The following is an 18,302-nucleotide window of genomic DNA, read 5'->3' on the forward strand; positions in this document are numbered from 1 at the left end:
GGCGCCATAAATTAATACACATCAGCCTAACACACGTTAATTTTTGTTAGTTTGAGACATTATTAATGTCACTACAGCTACCTTACTGAAGAGGGGGATAACAGCAAACACGTTTTGTCACATACGCCGAGCTGGAAATTTATCTAAGGCTATCCCCTAACTATTAGCACCACAATACCCCGTATTGTAACGGTAACTATACAATCCTGAATCACGCCCCCAGTGACAACTGTTACTGGAGACTGAAAGCATAGAAAGCATACGCTTAATTTGTAGAACCCGCTCTATGCAATTCATACTCAGACATAATAGTGGATTATAATAACGACCGTAGATTAGTAGCCCTCCCCCCCCCAAAAAAAGAAATCTTGCTGGCGAATTATGAACAATACTCCATTTTCAATTCCCACAGTCGAAAAAAATATAAAGCTATACTACCCCCACAAAAAATATTAACCTCTTATGTATACTCGCTCGACACTAATTTAATAGAGAGACTCGACAGGCAACCGAATGATTCCAAATAGGTACCAGTGTTTCACTTTTCTATATTCACTTTATATGCGAGCGACTTGGATTTAACTTTATTAAATTACTTCAAAATAAAGGGGGGGGCATTGTTAGATTCCCAAACTATAGATTTATCGAGCTTTAACACTATAGAACTATTGCGCCTACAGACTAAAGTTATTGGCGAGCTCAAAGGTCGCAGCATTGTGCGTACAAACAACAACCCCCTTGCAGACTACGCTGAATACTTAGCTGCTAAAGCGCTGGGGCTTGAATTGTGCGTGAATTCACAAACAGGGCATGACGGTAAAGATGTGCACGGCCTGCGCTACGAAGTTAAAGCTCGCCGAGTTACTACAACAAACCCATCACGCCAACTTAGCTCGATAAGAAAGCTCAATGAAAAGCATTTTGACTGGCTTTTAGCCATTATCTTTGATGAGGCTTTCATAGTAGATCAAGCGATACTTCTACCCCACGAAGCAATTGCAGACTACGCCACACATCGCGATCATACCAACTCGCACATTTTGGTAATGAAGGGAGCTGTGCTCAAAGATCAACGCCTAAAAGACATCACAGAACGCATACGTGCAGCCCAACTTGAGAGCTGACTTATTTTGCTCTAAGTCCGATCAAGCGTAAGTACGACACAGCCAAGGTATAACGACCACACACCGTTTAAAGGCGTTTAAACACTGTATTAAAATCGCATACCAATTATCTACATCTAAACGTGGGGGCAACGCTACCGTGGCCGAAGCCGCTGTCGTCGCTATACAAATCGTATACATTAATGTTTCGGCTCGCCTCCCCGTTAATCAGCTTCCGACGGTTACGAACTACCACTCCCTGCAATTTAAGCCGAATGAATTCAGAGACAGATATTTGCTCTAAATCTGCACAATCCTGCAATTGCCTGAGGAGGCTTTCACTTAAGCGAATATTACATTGTCGATCTAACATAGCGGTCCCACCCTAAAATATAACGTACCGGTACGCACCGTTCGTCGGAAAGTAATCAAAACTTTCAAAGACAACAAACTAGTATGATGAGCTTTACTTTTAGTAATACCTTTAGTAATACCCACAGGATAAAAGTAAAGAATATTATATATTTATCAACGACTTACCAAGTAATTTCAGATCCCCCCGCCCCACCAAACCAATAAAAAAGCCTCACCCGCAAGGGTGGAGCTTTTTTATTGGCTGTGAGCCTGAGCTTTGGACTTGCACAGTCGGGGTTCACAAAATTGTCAGGAACAATTTTGGACGACCGTCAGGTCGCCCCCCAGGGGTGAGGGCCAAGGATGGCCCGAATCCAATCCCCCCGCCGATTGCCGAGGTAGGTTATTGGCCACTAAGAGCCATACGTACCGAAAGATAAAGAACGGCTTAATCCCCACCAATAAAAAAGCCTCACCCGAAAGGGGCGGGGTTTTGTATTGGCTGAAATTCGGATACCGAACTTGCACAGTCGGAGTCGAAAGGATCAAGATTATCTTTTTCTACTGATGACCGGGAATATATAGCGCAACGTTTAATCTGGAGCTGAGATGAGCCGTCTACGCCACGAAGATCAGACATGAAAATGAGTTATGCTTGAAGCAAGCGACGCTGGAGAAGAGATTGCATATCGCGGCGACCATCAGCGATCACCATCACGTAAACATGCTTCCCAATTATTCGGAAGATAATACGGTAAGGCTTGAAATAGAGCTCTCGATACTCTCGCATGCCTACAGCGAGTAACTCATTTGGGTAAGTTCCGCGCTCTGGATTGTCCGCTAAACTTGAGAATGTCTCCTCGATTTTATCGAGAACGTAATCAGCTTTTTCGGGCGCATCATGAGATTCGATGTAGCCGTATAAATCTTCAAGATCGTAAGCTGCATCGTCAGTGAGAAATACCTGATAACTCATTAACGATTCTTGCTCCGGCTACGAAGCTTGGCAACAACATCACCCGCAGGCTGAACTTTTCCTTCGTCGATCTGGCGCTGACCCAGTGCCAACATCTTAAGCAACGCCATAGTCTCTTGTGTTTGCTCATAGCTTTTAATGCCCTGCATTACAGCCTTGGCCTCACCATTTTGAGTGATCACTAAGGGCTCCACTTGAGTCGACAGGTTGCGCACGACTTCTGCAGCATGAGCTTTCAAATAGCTAATAGGTTTGATTTGATCTGATAATTTCATAAACACCTCTCATTAAGACCAAATATAGTCCGAAAACAGGTCTTTAGTCAATTTAAAAGGTCCTTTGATACTTGCTCTCGAACGGCTTTTCATATTGATAATTGCCACCAAATTAAAAAGGTGAACTGATCTCAGTTCACCTTTTTTTATGCCTGCGCCCCGCGCTACAGGCCTTATGTGGCAAGGGTTTAAGGACTTCGCCACCTGTGTAATCGCGGACTTCTACCGGCAATTGTTACTCGGGCTTTCCGTGCCCTCGCCCTTTCAGGGTCAGCTAAAGATGTTCAAATTCATTCGTGCTGAATTTGCCTCTGAATGGCCGACCAAATGCCTGGAGCATTTTGTGCCGCGTTGCGCCCGAAGGGGCTAAGCCAGGGATGGCTTAGAGTACATACTCTAAGTGCCTCTCCCTATCCCGCCAAGCCCAAGTCCATGAGCTGAGAACAGATAACCCTTTAAAATCAGCGGCTTATTGTCGGGCTCAGGAAAGGAGTTTGATTGACGAATTGGGTGGGCGAAGGGAAATGCGTTATTCCACAATCGCCTTCAACAGCGCATCCCTTGCATCTTGGTAGAACTGTATATCGATCTTGGTGGCCATATCATCCGAGAGGTCATATAGCTGCCTGCGACAGGTCACTGGCATCAACAATGACGACGCGCCTTTTTCAACCGCCAGTTCAGCAATATTCACAGCACTGTGTATCGGTTCAATCGAGCCCCCCAGGTTTATTTCTCCTACGACGATCAGGCCGCCTTTCACCGGTTTCTTGAGCAAGCTGCTGCACATAGCGACGAGAGAGGCTATGCCGAGCTTCGATCCCTTTTTAGAAGCGTCAAATGCCCGGAGCTGTATCGTGAACTCATGCGCTCTGGGGTCGCGATCACCTACCAGCTGCATAGATCGAGAATAGAGGTTTTGTTCAGCGTAACGGACAGACTCCCTGAATGCTGGCGGAACCGGGTTGTTGAGGATTTTGACACCAGAGCCAGGGCCTTCATTAACCTCGATGCGGTACAAGCCAGGGTTGTCGTCAATGTCCTGACCACCCTCGCTGACCGTCCAAATCTGGCCTGGTTCTAATGGATCATCGCCAATTTCGTTATCGGATCGCAGCTCAGGCGTGGCGACAAACTTCTCAACACCGTCATCACCCAGGAAGTAGCTAAAGTGGGTGTTACGGAACTCTGCGGCACCCACGCGCTTCTGCTGCTCTTTGACGCGACGACGAACTTCCAGACCGAGCCTTACCGCCCACTCAAGATCTTCGTCGCTGATCTCCATATCCTGAGACGGGTACATCAGCTTTAGCAGGCCAGAAACGGTTTTGTTCACGGCATTAACATCACGACCACTTAGCGCACCGCCAAAATGAACACGATTTTGCAGTACGCTAACTCGGCTCTGGAATCTCAAGCGGCTTAAACACTCAGAGAAAAAATCACTAACCAAACCAAAATGATCGGTCGTGAGTTCTTTGTGCATTTTGGGCACATCCCAGCCGGGCAGATAACAATGGATGCGATCCATCCAAGCGGTATCGTCCCGCATTTCTTGTGGCAGCGGTCCAAACAAATGGCCAACGCGCTGCTGATGCTCTACATCCACATCGAAGTTGCCAACAAACACCATTGAGCCATCTGCGCGAATACTCTCTTTACCACGAGAGAACTCACCAGACTCCATGTAGCCCTTCATGATGTTGATCCCTTCTTTGGAATCGAAGGAAATACCGCTTACTTCATCAAAACAAACCACATCGTATTGGCACACCAAGCCGCGGGCGCCCGAAGCGTTATTCACGAACATCTTGGCGATGGTCGCTTTACCGCCGGAAATTAAATGTGCATAGGGGGAAACCTGCTGGAAGAGATGGCTCTTGCCAGTACCACGTGGCCCAAGCTCTACCAGGTTATAGTTGCGCTCTACAAACGGAACCATACGCAATAAGTTGGCATCCTTCGCGCGGTCGCTCAAAACGTTTGCTTCAAGACCAGTGCTACGCAAAAGGAAATCCTTCCATTGCTGGCTGGTAAACTGCTTTCTTGCTTCAGCTAAATCATCCAGTACATCCCGCTTAGAAAGCTGAATGGGCCGTAAGTCTTTAATACCGAAGGCATCGCCTTTTTCTTCGGCGATCAGTGAGTCATATTCCAAGGTGATTTCGGCATAAAATCCACCCGTTAACAGTCGCTCATTATCGTCTACGACGTTATCATTAATACGCACTCGATTAAGCTGTACGCTGGGCAAAGTAGCCACATAACCATTGTCTTTTTGACTGAATCGAGCGCTAACCAAATCGATCAGCTTTACCGTACCGTTCTTATAGGCTCTGGCTTTAAACAGCTCTTCTTCACCAGCCCTGACCGTGCGCGACTCCAATTGACGTTGAACAATCTCCAACCCTTCCTCAATTTCATCCGGGTCGGTACTGGCACAATATCGGCCCAGCAAAAACTCAACCACATAGGTAGGCACAGGAAATTGCCGAGCAAAGGTTCTCACCAAATCTTTACGAACTAAGTAACCTTCCAAATGCGCAGCGGCAATTTGATCGAGTTGGTCTAATTCCATTGTTTATTCTCCGCCGATACGCGTTTGCTGCTGAGCGATAAGCTCACCACTTTCGGTAAGCAAAACGATGACTGCAGTAACGCCGTCTAAATCTTCATCATCTACAACTACTGAGCCTACACCGGAATCTTTAATCGTTTTGGTGCTCATTACTTTGCTGGTCGATGCATCACCCGCGTCTAAGCGCACGTCCAACAATAAACCTTCAAACGCACCCTCTACGGCCACATTGCAGCGCAGGCCACGCCAGGAAACATCGGTGATTTCTGCTTTAACATCAACATAAGCATTGCCCGCCTTACGGATGATCAGCTCCGGTGTTAAGCATTCCTGCAGACTGAGGCCACCATGGGTATATTCTTCACCCAATTTGTAGCAGCTAATACCGTTGGCTAAAGCAAAGTGCTGCTCAGCATTCCAATGCCATGGGTACAGTAGTTCATCGGTGTGAGAACCCGGCTTAATCGAGGCGCAGCGACCCCACTTGCTATCCACCAGCGCAGCGGGTAGCTCCGTCTTAGGGAGTCCACCTGGCAGCAATAGCCAACCGTGGTCGGTGACTAATCGAACTTGCTTCCAGCCCGCGCTAAACAGCCCATCAATACGATCCTCGACCTCAGCTAAAATGGCATCAATATGCTTGGCGAGTTTCCAGCCACGGTCATGGCCTTCTGAGTCTATGTCCCCATACTCGCACCAAGCTTGTCCAGTGCTTTCACCGGTTTCGGCTTTCGCCAACTTCTGCCAGCCGCTGGTTTCCAGCAGTTTTTGAAAATGATGGCCGCTTAGCTTTTGCTCGGTTTCCTTAACGCAGGGTTCGAAGGCGTCACTGCCAACAACCCCACTAATGAGTTGGGCCACAGGTGATACAGCGGGTTTAGCCGTCGCCGTTACACTTGGCAAGGCTGACCACCGCGTCGATAACTCCACACTGTAGCCTTTGGCTTCGAGTGTTTCAGCGAAGCGCTTGCCCACATCAAAGCGCAAGCCATCCACAAAAAATACGGTCTCGCTTTTGGCGTACTTAACCGGTTTACGCTCGGCGGCACCTAGCCCTGGGTAGCCGTGTTTCTGTACGGAATCCTGCAAATAGCGGGCAGCATCTTGTGCCCAATCGGTATACATGGCTCTAATGGCCGTAGAAACCGCATCAAAATCTTCTTGTTGATCAATGGGCTTTAATGCCTGCACCGCCGCATCATCCGCCTGCCAGGCGACGGTTTGATAGGTATTGGCCATATCTGCGATCGTGCCGCCAGCAATCGAGCTTTTGGTTACTTCGGCGAGCTTTTTGAGCCACTTCAATGACTGAGCCAGTGGCGACAAGCCGAGCTCTGCCCACACCAGGGTTCTGCGCTCGCCATGAGTGTTATCCAAATCCGCAATTGCTTTGCGGGCTTGCGCTGGTGATGACTGCTCAAGGCGCGTGAGTGCCAGGCGCAACTCATGTTCTTGCTGCCGATTCCACTGCGGCCAGCCGCTCTTATCGGCAAACATATCCATAGGCAGCGCTGTTTTTTCCAGCAGCGCTGGAATGTTTGGGTAACGCTTTGGCGCCTCGCAGTATCTATCCCATACCGGTTGCCAGGGGCCTTCGTGGGCCGCCAACAAAGCCGCCGCGCTCAATGTGCCTTGTTTGTCGGGGTCAAAACCCAGCTGCGACTTAATAATTTCAACAAACGCAGGCCAGGCCGTGTCACCCTTGGCGGCTTTAAAGGCATCACCCTGATCCAGCCACTGCAACAGATCGCGAATCGGGTCGCCATCAATTAACAGGGTATTGAAATAGTCTTTGTCTAAGCGTTTGCCCTTTAGCAGGCTGATGTCTACATCCAGTAGGCGATACAAAGCCAATTGCATGGCATGCAAAGCAGCGCGATCTTGCGCCACATCCAGCCCCAAGCCACCCTGGTCAGAGCGTAAAAAGGCCAGAATGGTCCAGTCTTTGGCATTCACTTGCGACCAGATCACACCTCGGTATTGCAGCTCCGCCAGGGGCTTTAGCGCTTCTGGGCAACTCTCAATGGCGCGGATTTCCTGGCGGCTAACACCGGGTAAATACAGAATGGGGATGGCACCGGCCGCATCAACACCCTCCACACGGTTAGCCATGGCACAGCGCAACCAAATGGCCGGTCCGGTTTTTTGCTCCGGCGCATAGTCGCCTAAGGTCCACAATTGTGGGAGTCTCGCTTGCAACTGGCCAATAACGGGCTGCCACAAACGGTCTTTATCCGGCCAAAGCACGGCCGCGGGAGCCACTTCAATATCGGGGTTGAACGAACCTGAATTCAGTAAGGCGTGCTCTAAGGCTGCTAAAACGGTGGTCATGCAGCAATCTCCAATGCCAAAAGTTGCCCGACCCAGTCATTAAATAAATGGCATTCCTCGCGCATGGTGGTGATCCCAATATCTAACGCGACTAAAGACCCATGGATGACTTTGTCATATTGATCAAACAACGCCTTAATGCGCTTACTTGGTGCGGTCGCGCTACTGTTGTTGACGTGTTCTGGAGAGTCGAACGCATTGCGAATGCGCTCAAACTGAGCGGCTAAACCAGCTTCTCCTATTTCCGAGGCAATCGAATCAGGTTTGCTGAATAGCAGCCCCTCAAACTCATACATTTGCACATAGGGGATAAACCGGCGCATCGCGTCTTCGCCGATATGGGCCGTCAATTGCTCAACGAGCCTTTCTTCCACCCGGCGACGCTTATCTTCAATGTTCGGCAAGGCCAATGCTTCTGTTTTGCCTGGGAAGTCTTCGGGTAAGCCATAAAAATCAAAGAAGGTGGTGCAATAGGCTTGGGTATCACCGAGCAGGCGGCTTTTAACATCGTGCAACACGCGCTGAAACTTAAAATTGCCACCTTTGTGGCCTGGCTTACCCACTAAAGAGGGGTAGAGGTATATGCCTTGTGGTTTGAAAATATCCGCCATCACTTCATTGACGAACATTTCTTCCGTTTGCCCTTCGCAAATTACATGCACTCGAATCATCGGGATGGTCTCCCACCCAAAATGTTCTTCTGCCAAAGCTCACTCACAGTGTAGTCATCCAGCCAGTTGGTGAAGTCTTCCTCGTTGAGCCGTTTAAACACCGTCGCGCCTTGCTCGCGTTCCACCACGATCAAATCGTCGATAGAAAACTCATCCACCAGCGGTGCGGATTGGGTAGATACAATCACTTGCATGCGCTTAGAAGCTGATCGTAATAAACCTGCCAGCAATGCAATGGCAAATGGATGCAGGCCCAGCTCTGGCTCATCAATAATGATGGTCGAAGGCGGCTTTGGTTGAAGTAATGCGGTTACCAAACAGATAAATCGAATCGAGCCATCGGACAACTGGCTTGGCCAAAGTGAATAGTCGCTGTCTTTTTGCTTCCACAGCAGGCGGATTTGCTCTTCTTCCGTCGGCAGCTTTTGAGGCTTTAATACAAAGTCATCAAAAAACGGAATAGCTAAGCGTACTGTTTTAACAATCTGCTCATAGGCTTTGCTCTCGCTTTCTTTCAGCGAATACAAAAACGCCGCAAGGTTAGAGGCATCGGGTCTAAGGTAGGCATTGTCGTGAAGTGCGCCCAGTCGTTTCACACCCGCGGTGTCGCTGGTATCGTGAAAATGGTAAACCCGCCAGCTAGAAATGGAGCTATAGCAGTAATCGGCTTCGCTGCCTTTATGCCCTTTTTCAAAAGCATCTTTAAGCTTTGCTTCAGCATGACCTGCTCCAAGCTCTATCCATTTATCACCATAATAAGGCCCTTTAAAGAAAAGAGCTTCACGAGCAAACGTGAAGCCACCATCTGCTGTGGTCTCAAGGTCAAATTGATAGCCGTTCAATCCAAATTTAATAAACGACGAAAACTTAGTCGTCTCTTTAACGCCATAAGAAACAACCCTGTCTGCACCACCTTGCTTACTGGTCCAAACTTGTAGGCGTTTATCCAGCATTTCACCGAGTAATCGAAAGTAAGAAACAAAGTTACTTTTACCGACACCATTGGCGCCGATAAGCACATTCAAGCTATCAAGGCGTAACTGCTTTAAATCTTTGATTGATTTAAAACCCTGAATCGTCAAGTTGTTTATTGGATTGATTGTTCCCATGTTAAGAACTCTCGCTTAGTTGTTCGCGCGCCGCTTTTTTCTCAGCCAGGCTCAAATGGTGTTCGTTAATGCGGTCGCCTTCTTTGCCGCCGTAGTGCGGGCCGAGGTGGTACCAGGGGGCGCTTTCGACATCGGCGCCGCGATCTTTGGTCCATTTGATGCTGGGGATTTTATGGCGCAGTACGCCGGCACCTTTGACTTTCACGTCATCCACCAAAATGAAGGGGCGGATGTTCAGGCGTATGCCGTCGTTTAAATCCGGGTTCCAGCCGATGGCTTGTTGTTCCAGAGGCTTCCAGCGTACAAAAATATCCAGCGGGGCTTCGCCTTCAAGGATTTTAATCAGGCGTTTACGCAGTGCTTCGGCGGCGGCCAGGCGCTCCTGTGCGCCATCAACGCCTGCATTGATTTCGTCTTTCTGGCGTTTGATCCAATCACCTAAGTAGGTGTAAATGAGGGTTTCGAGCAGTTTTTGGTCGAACTTGTGGTAGTTAATCAGCACCGCAAAGCCGTCATTAAGGCCATCCCAAATGTGCCAAATAAAGGGGCGATTTTGGAACAGTTTGACATGCTGCTCAAAGAACTTATCACGCAGCCAGGCATCCAGGGTTTTACCGGCATAACCCACAGACGAGAGCAGCTGGTTGATCGTCGACGGCGTCCAAGCATCGCCATAGGCAGCAGCAAGCAGATTGATTAAGCGGTCATAGGCCAAAGCCTCGCCACGCACGGCGGGAATACAGACAATGCCATCGTCATCGGCCAGTGGCAGCAACGCTTCGCAACGCTTTACCCATTCGCGCTGTTCGTCGGCCAGCTCCATGGATGCGTCTAGTTCGGCTGGCCAGCGGTAGCCGAGTAAACGGGCTACTGCTATATGCAATACGGATTCATCGGTACGCAGCGCGCCGTGAGCTGTCCATTTTTGCGTTTCATCCCAAACCACCGAGCCGCAAGGGTGGCCATGGAAAATCCACTGGGTCGGGTCATCGGTGTAGGGCTTGGGCAGGCCATTGGGGTATTTTTCTTCGGCGACTTTGGTCCAGTGGTCGAGGTCGAAGGGGACTTTGGCCAGAGTAGCGCTTGTAACGCTCATCTTTTGATCGAGTTGACGCACTGCCTCGTTATATTCTGTCGATGAGCAATAACACCAAATCGCTGGAATCTCATTTTCGTTGTTTGGTACAAATACGGCCGTGTTGTTGTCAAATGCAGACTTAGTGTAGAAAGTAACTGGGAGCACGCCCATTTGACTTATCAGAATTCCATGTTTTCCCCAAGCGCCTGTGCCATCTTTCCTGGCGCCTTGAAGTTCCAGAATTGGTCCTTCGCCGTTATCCCAACGCAAAATAGATTCATTACCACCGTAATGCTCCGAATCCCGAACTGTACTTTGAAATGGAATCCAAATAGCTGATGTGTCACAAATCTCCCAATGCGCAAACTTCATCCGTGGTGTATCCCCGGATGTTAATCCATGATGTGAATACCCATATTTTTCAATAAGCTCTCCCTCTAGCGAACTTTCTAGTGCCACCCTCGCATCCGGATTCTCCAACTGCTTAGCTTGCTCAACGCTTTTCACTACCACCGTAATCAACTGCTCGGCTTTTTCCGCCGCTGTGCGCGGTTCCGACACATCCACCCCTCGAATCAGTTGACTGTGTTCAGCAGCGCCAAACAACCCGCCCGATTCGCCAGCGGAATTGCCACGACTGAGGTTAATCAATATAGCTTTAACGACCTCGCCGCTAATGGTTTCAAACGCACCGGGCCCCAAACGCGCAATCAAATGCCAGGTATCTTGCGTGAGTAATTTTTCCCGAAACTTTTTATAGCTGGTTAAGAACAACCAGTTTTGCGGCAGCACTATGCTGCTGGTGCCACCTTTTACACAAAACTCCAGACACCGGTCTAAAAAGGCGGTGGCTAAATCATTTTTACCGGCGGGGTAATGCTGTTCGATAAAGTCTTTGAGTGTGTCTTCCTGCTTGCCCCGCGCCAAATAGGGCACATTGGTAATTACCCACTGGTATTGGCTGGCTAACAACTTGGCGGCTTTGGCCATGCCTTGGGCGACCACGGCGTTTTCATGCTGCTCGTTAGTCTGCGCTACTTCAGCCTCGTCGTTTGCGAGGGCTTTATCGAGCGCTTCGGAGAGTTCCTGCCAGCTCACCAAGCCTGCGGCTTTGCTTTTGGCCGGGTTCATTAAACTGCCGAGTACCGGCGCATTTTTAAGGTTGTCGTGCAACCAATCCAAAGCGATGCTGAGGTTTTGCTTGCCGCCCATGTGCGCGGCCAGTTGTTTCCATTCTTCTTTGGCGGCGTTAATCGCCAAACCGGAACAGGCCACCTGGACTTCCGGCAAAGTGCGGTAGCCACCGGCATTGGGGTATTTCCAGGCGCTGATGGCAATAGCAAAGGCTGCCAATTCGACACAACGCTGATCTAGCTCTAAGCCATGGATGTTTTCGCGCAGTACGGCATCCACCGCTTGCTCAGCATTCAGCTGCTCAAATTCCATACGCAGTGGCACCAGCATATTAAAGGCGGCCACCAAAAAATGGCCGGAACCACAGCTTGGATCGAGGGTAGAAAGCTCACTTAATTCATTAGGCCAGGCTTCAAACTTGCCAGAGGCTGGCTCCCACACACCTGCTTCGTTTTTAACAAAACGCAAATATTCCAGAGGCACGCCATCAATGGCTGCCTTTTGGCGCAGCTCTTCCTCGCTGCTTGCGTTTTTCAAGTGGTCTTCACTTAAACGACGTGCTGCCCACCACGCGCCCAGGGAGTTATCGAGCAGAAAGCTCACCATATAGGGTTCGGTAAACAACTGGGTAACGGCTGGCAGCTCGCGCGCACCAATTTTGACTTCAGATTTATTAATGCGCTCTTTGTTGTTGGCTTGCCAGAACTGGTACACCCAGCCTAAAGAATCCGACGCGGTGAAGACTTCGGTCGGCAGGCTAATCAGCAGTTTTTCCAAATCCAGTTGATGGTTGGGGGCGAGCTTGAGTTCAAATACGGGCGAGTCGACACGGAAGATTTGCGGTAGCATCTGTGAGGCGTAACGCCCGGCCAGTTCCCAGCCGTTGGCCGCGCCTTCGTCGGCGGCCAGGTCTTCACATTCTTCCAGGGTGATGGCCACCGGCTCGTCCGGGTCGGGGTACATCAGCAGGTTGTTTTCTGCCAAAAAGCGGGCAAATAGCATGCGGTGCCAATGCTCGTAGGCCACTTCCTCTTGCAAGCGCTCGATGCTTTGCTCGCCGTCTGGCTTGCGCGCATCACCCAGGCTACGGGCATGGGCACGCAGGCGAACCCGCAGGTTTTGTTGGGCAGCATCTAAGTAATTGGGCTTAGTTTTTTCACCAACGCCCAGTTGTTCCAACACAGCCAGCGCCGCTTCTTCGGCAATATCGCGGGCCTTTTTAACCGTGTTTTCCAGCTGACTGCGCAGCTTTTTATCCAGTGGTTGTAAATGGTTCATCCTATAGCCCCCTTTATTGCAACACGATTGGCCCTTCGGCCAAGGCGGTTTTGAGTTGCTGTTCTACCTCGTCTAACCAGGCGGTGATTTCGGCCTCGGTTTTCAGGGTGCGGCGTGGAGTGCGAATAAACTGCGCTTTCGGCTCCATCTCTTCGGCGGCTTTGATAGAGATGGCATCAAAGCGGCTTGGCATGGCGGCAATGCGTTCAGCCAGCATGCCAATGCTGATGCGTTGCAGCGTCTTTTGAATATCGTCGCTAGAGCCGACGGCGATTTCGGGCTTGTCGGTTGCGGTGAGCTTTTGCTCGGCCAAGAACTGGTGCTTTTGCTCTTGTTCCAGCTGCTGCCAGTTGCTGTCTTCGTTCAGGCGCTGCATGCCTTTGGCATGGGCGTCGTCATAGGCCTGTTGCAGGGTGTTTAGCTCATCGCGCAGTAACTGGGTGTAGCTGGCCATGAGTGGCGCCATGAGGTCGGGCTCGGCCAGCAATAAACGTTGTTCTTTAATTTGATCAACCTGGGTTTGCAGCACCTCGGCGCCATCGAGTGATTTGGCGTGGTTAGCGAAGACTTGCAGGCTTTGCCAGGCCGGTAGGCGTTGTTGAATGCTGGCACTCAATGCCTGCCAATCATCAATTTGCTGCTTGAGTTCATCGCGCAGGTTGTAAATGGCGAGTAGCTGCTCATTACCGGCTGCACGACGAATATCGTCCAGGTGGCTAGTGTTGGGCTTGGCAGGGCGTGGCGCATCGCCACCAGCGTTTTCCGCCAGCTGACTCAGTTTTTGTAGAAACTCTGGCAATACCGCCAGCTCTTCATTTTGTTTGGCTTGGCAGCCCACTTGCTGCAGCAATTTGCGGATTTGGATGCGCTGCGGCGTGGTGACTACGGCAGTTTCTAATTTAAAAAAACTCAGGCCAATTTTTTTACGCTCCAGCTCGCGCGGCTCAATGTTCTGGCCGCGATCGGTTTGGGCACGCACCACACCTGCCACCACCAATACTTGCAAAGCACCATCCACGGCGTCACCTGGCCAACCGTAGGGCGCACCTTCAAATTGTGTACGAATATCGGCGCCTTTTTTGCCACCGGCCAAGAAGTTAATCACGGCTTTACACACGGGGTTCTTGGCGGGTTCACCGTCGTCACCTACGGCTTTCAGCGCGTCTGAAGCACCGGCTTTGGCTTTGTCGTAAACCTTGCTCCAACCGGTGTGGTCAGCGACATGGAATTGCGGATACAGGCGGGTGAGCGAATTCTCAGCCGCTTCTAAAATCATCTCTTGCAGGTCGTTGCCCAGCACTTCATTACCGCCGGCCTGGAAGACACGGACACCATCGAGGATGTCAGCTAGCAGGTCATTCACCTTGGATTCGGCCATTGCCTGAGCCGTTTGCATGGCGGCTCGGGCTTCCTTGCCTTCTGGGGTATCGGGCGAGCCTTTTTCTTCTAAGGTGGCGATGGCGGCCTTGAGGTCGATCAGGTGATGACGCAGGTCGTCTGCCGAGCGCTTGGGGATATGCACATAAATAGTGGAAGCTGTATTGCCGGCCTGGCGGGCATCCACACGCACCGAGTTTTCGTCGATACTCCAACCGTCACGCACCCACACATAGATTTTGCTATCGGCATCGGCGGGCAGTGAGGCATCAAACAGTGCTGACAAGGCTCGCGGCACGTTGGACTGCCCATGGTTAACAGAAAACTTCTTCACCCGCTCGGCGAACTTTTTACGGATGCGGTCGGTACGTTCGGTCTCCAAACGGTGCGCTTCGTTGGCAAGGGTATTGCGGTGACGCAAGTAAGCATCGTTCCAGGCTTGGCTTTCCTCTGTTTGAATGCGGTATTCATCGCCGACTTTCATCAGCAATTCGCAGTTATCCAACAGGCCCGCCAGTTTAGTGCGCAGTGCCGAACTGCTTTGGTTTAAATCCTCAACCATCAAGTCAGCCAGGGTTTCCAGGTTGGCTTTGATGCCGATCTCTTTGTTCTCGGATTGCAGTTTACCAACCAAAAAGGCGAGGCCACAGGCTCGGGCTAAGAGTTTCTGCTCGTCGTTGCCTTTCATCCAGCTGAAGGTTTTTTCGTGTACTTTGCGCGGCAGCACACGTGATTGCAGGAGCTTATCGGCCCCGTCGAAGTAGAGGTAATCAGCAGGGATCACACTGCCCAGCGGTTTATCCAGGTTAGATTGGATGCACTTGTGGATCATGCTCAGCTGGTTACGTAGTTGGCTGTCGGTACCGGTTTGGTCGAGTACACGCAGGGTGTTTTCCCAGAAGCGGCGGCGTACCGGCAGGATGGGATAGTCTTGGGCGAAGAACTGAATGTCATCCTGTCGATGACCAATTTTGGACTCTGCTAAGTGGCGGGAAATCTCGCCCAGGTTTTGCTGCAAGGTCTGTTCAATTTTGGGTAGCGATTCCGCCTTTTTCGCCAAGATCACCTGGCGGATAACCGCGTCCACATCGGCATCCGAAAGCTCAATACGGACGGTAAAACGGCCTTCCAGTTTTTTGAGGTTAGATGTACCCGTTACAGCGGTTTGACCGGTACCGATAAACAGCAGTTTGCCGCCAATGTTTTTACAGCAAGCTTCTACCGCTTCTTGCACATCGATGGAGCGCTGGCTGTCTTCACCGATGTACTGCTGAACCTCGTCGAGCACGATGAGTGTCAGCGGAAACTTGCCATTGTTCGACAAGGCCGCCTTGATGGTTTTGATCATGTCATCGGAGCTGACATCCTGCACATAGGGGTACAGGTTGTTCAGAGTTTCCACACAGGAAACCGGTGACGAGAACAGGTTGGGCTTTACCACACACAGAGCCTCATGTAAGCCTTCTGCAACGTAGAAGTTATCAAGCTCTTCATTCCAATCGTGGCCATTGTTCTCGACGTGCTGTTGGACTTGCTCGTAGATGCCTTCCGACTTGAGCCACATAACGAAACGGGCAACGGGATATTGCTCTGGCAGCCCCACCGACTTAAACACAATGCGCAGCAGCGCCAACCGAACACTGCCGCTGGCACCAGCGCCCAAGGTACCCGAGGCGGCGTGCAAACCACCGTGGCGTTTGCCCTGGGTAGTAAGCTCGGACAATAGGTCTTTGACGTTTTGCGGCAGCTTGGCAATGCCGCGCGAACTGGCGCCATCGGGGAAGGTCATATCCGTCCATAAGGCGCGTAGCATTTTAACCAGGTGCGATTTACCCGAACCATAGAAGCCGCTGATCCAAACCGCTGGCTGCTGGGCTTGATCAACATTCTTAAGGTAGGTATCTAAAATATCTTCGATGCCTTTTTCGTACTGGCCATCGCAGACGAAGGTTTCCAGTTCGTACCTGAGCACATTCAGTGCTTCTTGGGTTTTATCATCATTAACGCTGGCAACACCTTCGTTAACCAATTTACGGCTAGATGGGCTGGTTAAATAAATATCCTGGTTAATCATGCTTAGGCGTCCTATTTAATAAATCTTTTCGGCGGTGATTGGCACGGCGAGGTAGTTCCAGCCGTCGTAACCATCGAGCAATCGGTAATTGTTGTTTTCGTAGCTGCCAGGAAAAAACACCAGCAGGCGGCCAGGCACCATTGGCGCTAGCTTATCGACGATGTCTTTCACCTTTTGAAAACCGAATAAGCTGCCCACCCCTGACACGGCAACGACGGTGCTGTTGTCGGCTCCGGCGCTGGCAATGTGCTCTTTAAACTGAGCGGCGATGTATTCGGCGTATTTTGGCAGTAGCGTGTTGATCAGCTGAGGTTTTTGAAAATAGCTCTTGGCATATTTTTGACTTGCCAACCAATCAGCAAAGGTATTGGTAAGATCAAAGTGACACCATTGATGGCCCTTTGCTTTGGTTGCCAGTTCAAACTCATCAATGGAGACCCGAAGCCGAAGCTCATCATTCTCGTTATACACACAGAAAATGACACGCTGAGCTGCTGCCGCTTCACTCCAGGGTGTTGCGATGTAGTTGCCATAGTTTTCGACAAGGCGTTTAAGCTTGCTCACGCACCCACTCCATTTCTTTTTGATTGATCAATGAAGGAAACGCCACTTCGACAACCGAGCCAACACGCTTAAATACTGCCCAACCTTTGCGAGCGGAAGCTTCGATAAGGTCTATTGCCTTGTCTGGGCGACAATCGAGTAATTGAACGTATTCGCTAGTGAAGAGCTCTTCGCCGCGTGTACCGCGAAGATAGGCCATTAAAAGTGCGAAGCATACAGCTGCTTCGCTCGCTTCTGATGTGCAGCGCATTTTCTTGGCCTTGCCCGTTAAATAACCTGCTTGTGTCCAAGTTGCGTTGATATTTTGGGCGGTCGATTTGAGGGTTGCCTCGCTAAACCGGTCGGGAAATTGGTTACTGATGATGTCTTCAATTCCCTGCCGTTGAATTTGCACGCCGGGGCTTGCGGATAAAATATGTTTAGCGCTCATACGCAAGATGGGGTCACGTGCGTAGGCAAGCAGAAGCGCTAGTTGTGGGCGAGCTGCTTCTGCGCGATACCAGAAGAATTTCAGGGCACGAAAAAGTAGGAAGGCATTATCGAGACCATAAAGGTCTGCCAGATGGCGGGCGGTTAATAGACGGGTGCGCGCTGAGCGCTTTGACAGGCAGTTGTCGTCAACGATCGCCTCGAAATAGGCAGCTTTAGTAGCTGTTGCTTCAGGCAAAAATTCAAAAAGCTGCGTTAATTCTGGCAACATCATGGTACGCGCCAGGTGTGCGCCGCCGGCAGAAAAGCTGAAGCCTAAATTTTCGAGATTATTGTTTTGGGTCACGTTCACCATCCGAGTCTGCAGCGCCACCAGATCTTACCCACTGATCGACTTCATCCATTTTGAATTTCCAAAAGCGGCCAATTCGGTGCGCTGGCATGTTCTTTTTGTTGATCCAGGCATACACGGTGTCTTTACTGACACCCAAGTATTCGGCCATTTCTTCTACTGAAAGCCAGCGCTCAGACATTAGATATTTTTCCGTCAAACAGTTAGAGGGGCGGTAGCGTGATGGAGGATTACATAGTTCAAGCACTATGTAAATATGATTTGATAGGATTAGATCGGATTGGGGCTGATAAGAATGGAGTTAGGATAGGTATATATTGGACTCGGCTGAGCGCCGGATTGTTAGGCCAGGTAGCTTATTACCTCCCGCCCACACCCAACGCATAAACTGCTCAGGCACTTGGCTATGGGCCTGCCGGTTGACCATGCGTCGCAGAGTCGATCGCTGCAAAGCGCCAGCACCCAGGTTGAAGGTAAAGGACACCAGCGCATCAAACTGGCCATCGGTCAGGGGTACTTCGATCAAGCGCAGGACTGCGTTTTCCGCTGCCCGGACGTCACGACGGAGCAGTTCTTCGGCCTCAGCCTCGGTAACACCCCGCTCGTATTGCGCCGCTTC

General features: G+C 50.4%; 13 protein-coding genes and 1 pseudogene. 1 reads left to right on the forward strand and 13 read right to left on the reverse strand.

Annotated elements, in window-relative coordinates:
- The first annotated feature begins 617 nt into the window (after positions 1 to 617).
- Positions 618 to 1,124: a hypothetical protein gene (locus SDE_RS14385; RefSeq protein ID WP_226986431.1), complete on the forward strand. Its 507-nt coding sequence runs from the start codon at positions 618 to 620 to the stop codon at positions 1,122 to 1,124.
- A gap of 106 nt (positions 1,125 to 1,230) precedes the next feature.
- Here SDE_RS14385 and SDE_RS22690 read toward each other — a convergent pair whose 3' ends face one another.
- From SDE_RS22690 to SDE_RS21950, 13 genes and pseudogenes are all read right to left on the reverse strand, one after another.
- Positions 1,231 to 1,476, reverse strand: coding sequence for a hypothetical protein (locus SDE_RS22690; RefSeq protein WP_143710899.1), 246 nt, complete (start codon positions 1,474 to 1,476; stop codon positions 1,231 to 1,233).
- A gap of 630 nt (positions 1,477 to 2,106) precedes the next feature.
- Positions 2,107 to 2,433, reverse strand: a complete 327-nt coding sequence (locus SDE_RS14390) for a type II toxin-antitoxin system RelE/ParE family toxin (RefSeq protein WP_011469227.1) — start codon at positions 2,431 to 2,433, stop codon at positions 2,107 to 2,109.
- Positions 2,433 to 2,708 (reverse strand): type II toxin-antitoxin system Phd/YefM family antitoxin, encoded by a 276-nt coding sequence (locus SDE_RS14395; protein WP_011469228.1) that lies wholly within the window; start codon positions 2,706 to 2,708, stop codon positions 2,433 to 2,435. Before SDE_RS14395 ends, SDE_RS14390 begins: the two co-directional genes overlap by 1 nt.
- A 529-nt stretch (positions 2,709 to 3,237) precedes the next feature.
- The gene (brxL, locus tag SDE_RS14400; protein WP_011469229.1) at positions 3,238 to 5,286 is read right to left on the reverse strand and encodes a BREX system Lon protease-like protein BrxL; all 2,049 of its coding nucleotides are present in this window, start codon (positions 5,284 to 5,286) and stop codon (positions 3,238 to 3,240) included.
- A 3-nt stretch (positions 5,287 to 5,289) separates the two neighbouring features.
- Positions 5,290 to 7,617: a BREX-1 system phosphatase PglZ type B gene (gene pglZ, locus SDE_RS14405; RefSeq protein WP_011469230.1), complete on the reverse strand. Its 2,328-nt coding sequence runs from the start codon at positions 7,615 to 7,617 to the stop codon at positions 5,290 to 5,292.
- Complete coding sequence (locus SDE_RS14410; protein WP_226986432.1) at positions 7,614 to 8,324, reverse strand: DUF4276 family protein; 711 nt, start codon at positions 8,322 to 8,324, stop codon at positions 7,614 to 7,616. The genes pglZ and SDE_RS14410 overlap by 4 nt, the downstream gene beginning before the upstream one ends.
- A complete protein-coding gene (locus SDE_RS14415; RefSeq protein WP_011469232.1) occupies positions 8,285 to 9,397 on the reverse strand; it encodes an AAA family ATPase in 1,113 nt (370 codons plus the stop codon). The genes SDE_RS14410 and SDE_RS14415 overlap by 40 nt, the downstream gene beginning before the upstream one ends.
- Position 9,398: 1 nt before the next feature.
- Positions 9,399 to 12,887: an Eco57I restriction-modification methylase domain-containing protein gene (locus SDE_RS14420; protein WP_011469233.1), complete on the reverse strand. Its 3,489-nt coding sequence runs from the start codon at positions 12,885 to 12,887 to the stop codon at positions 9,399 to 9,401.
- Positions 12,888 to 12,900: 13 nt separating this feature from the next.
- Positions 12,901 to 16,338, reverse strand: coding sequence for a BREX system P-loop protein BrxC (brxC, locus tag SDE_RS14425; protein WP_011469234.1), 3,438 nt, complete (start codon positions 16,336 to 16,338; stop codon positions 12,901 to 12,903).
- A gap of 15 nt (positions 16,339 to 16,353) precedes the next feature.
- The gene (locus SDE_RS14430) at positions 16,354 to 16,902 is read right to left on the reverse strand and encodes a BREX protein BrxB domain-containing protein (RefSeq protein WP_011469235.1); all 549 of its coding nucleotides are present in this window, start codon (positions 16,900 to 16,902) and stop codon (positions 16,354 to 16,356) included.
- Complete coding sequence (locus tag SDE_RS14435; protein WP_041325807.1) at positions 16,889 to 17,677, reverse strand: hypothetical protein; 789 nt, start codon at positions 17,675 to 17,677, stop codon at positions 16,889 to 16,891. Before SDE_RS14435 ends, SDE_RS14430 begins: the two co-directional genes overlap by 14 nt.
- On the reverse strand, positions 17,661 to 17,864 hold the full coding sequence (gene mads1, locus SDE_RS14440; RefSeq protein ID WP_011469237.1) for a methylation-associated defense system helix-turn-helix domain-containing protein MAD1: 204 nt from the start codon (positions 17,862 to 17,864) through the stop codon (positions 17,661 to 17,663). Before mads1 ends, SDE_RS14435 begins: the two co-directional genes overlap by 17 nt.
- A gap of 120 nt (positions 17,865 to 17,984) precedes the next feature.
- Positions 17,985 to 18,278: pseudogene (locus SDE_RS21950) on the reverse strand (lysozyme); the annotation flags it as partial.
- Positions 18,279 to 18,302 lie beyond the last annotated feature (24 nt).

This window comes from Saccharophagus degradans 2-40 (assembly GCF_000013665.1).
GTDB lineage: Bacteria > Pseudomonadota > Gammaproteobacteria > Pseudomonadales > Cellvibrionaceae > Saccharophagus > Saccharophagus degradans.

Excerpts from the sequence above, each read along its gene's own strand:
- SDE_RS14420 (WP_011469233.1), bottom strand. The coding sequence starts at position 12,887 with ATGAACCATTTACAACCACTGGATAAAAAGCTGCGCAGTCAGCTGGAA.
- brxL (WP_011469229.1), bottom strand. The coding sequence starts at position 5,286 with ATGGAATTAGACCAACTCGATCAAATTGCCGCTGCGCATTTGGAAGGT.
- SDE_RS22690 (WP_143710899.1), bottom strand. The coding sequence starts at position 1,476 with ATGTTAGATCGACAATGTAATATTCGCTTAAGTGAAAGCCTCCTCAGG.
- mads1 (WP_011469237.1), bottom strand. The coding sequence starts at position 17,864 with ATGTCTGAGCGCTGGCTTTCAGTAGAAGAAATGGCCGAATACTTGGGT.
- SDE_RS14390 (WP_011469227.1), bottom strand. The coding sequence starts at position 2,433 with ATGAGTTATCAGGTATTTCTCACTGACGATGCAGCTTACGATCTTGAA.
- brxC (WP_011469234.1), bottom strand. The coding sequence starts at position 16,338 with ATGATTAACCAGGATATTTATTTAACCAGCCCATCTAGCCGTAAATTG.
- SDE_RS14395 (WP_011469228.1), bottom strand. The coding sequence starts at position 2,708 with ATGAAATTATCAGATCAAATCAAACCTATTAGCTATTTGAAAGCTCAT.
- pglZ (WP_011469230.1), bottom strand. The coding sequence starts at position 7,617 with ATGACCACCGTTTTAGCAGCCTTAGAGCACGCCTTACTGAATTCAGGT.
- SDE_RS14415 (WP_011469232.1), bottom strand. The coding sequence starts at position 9,397 with ATGGGAACAATCAATCCAATAAACAACTTGACGATTCAGGGTTTTAAA.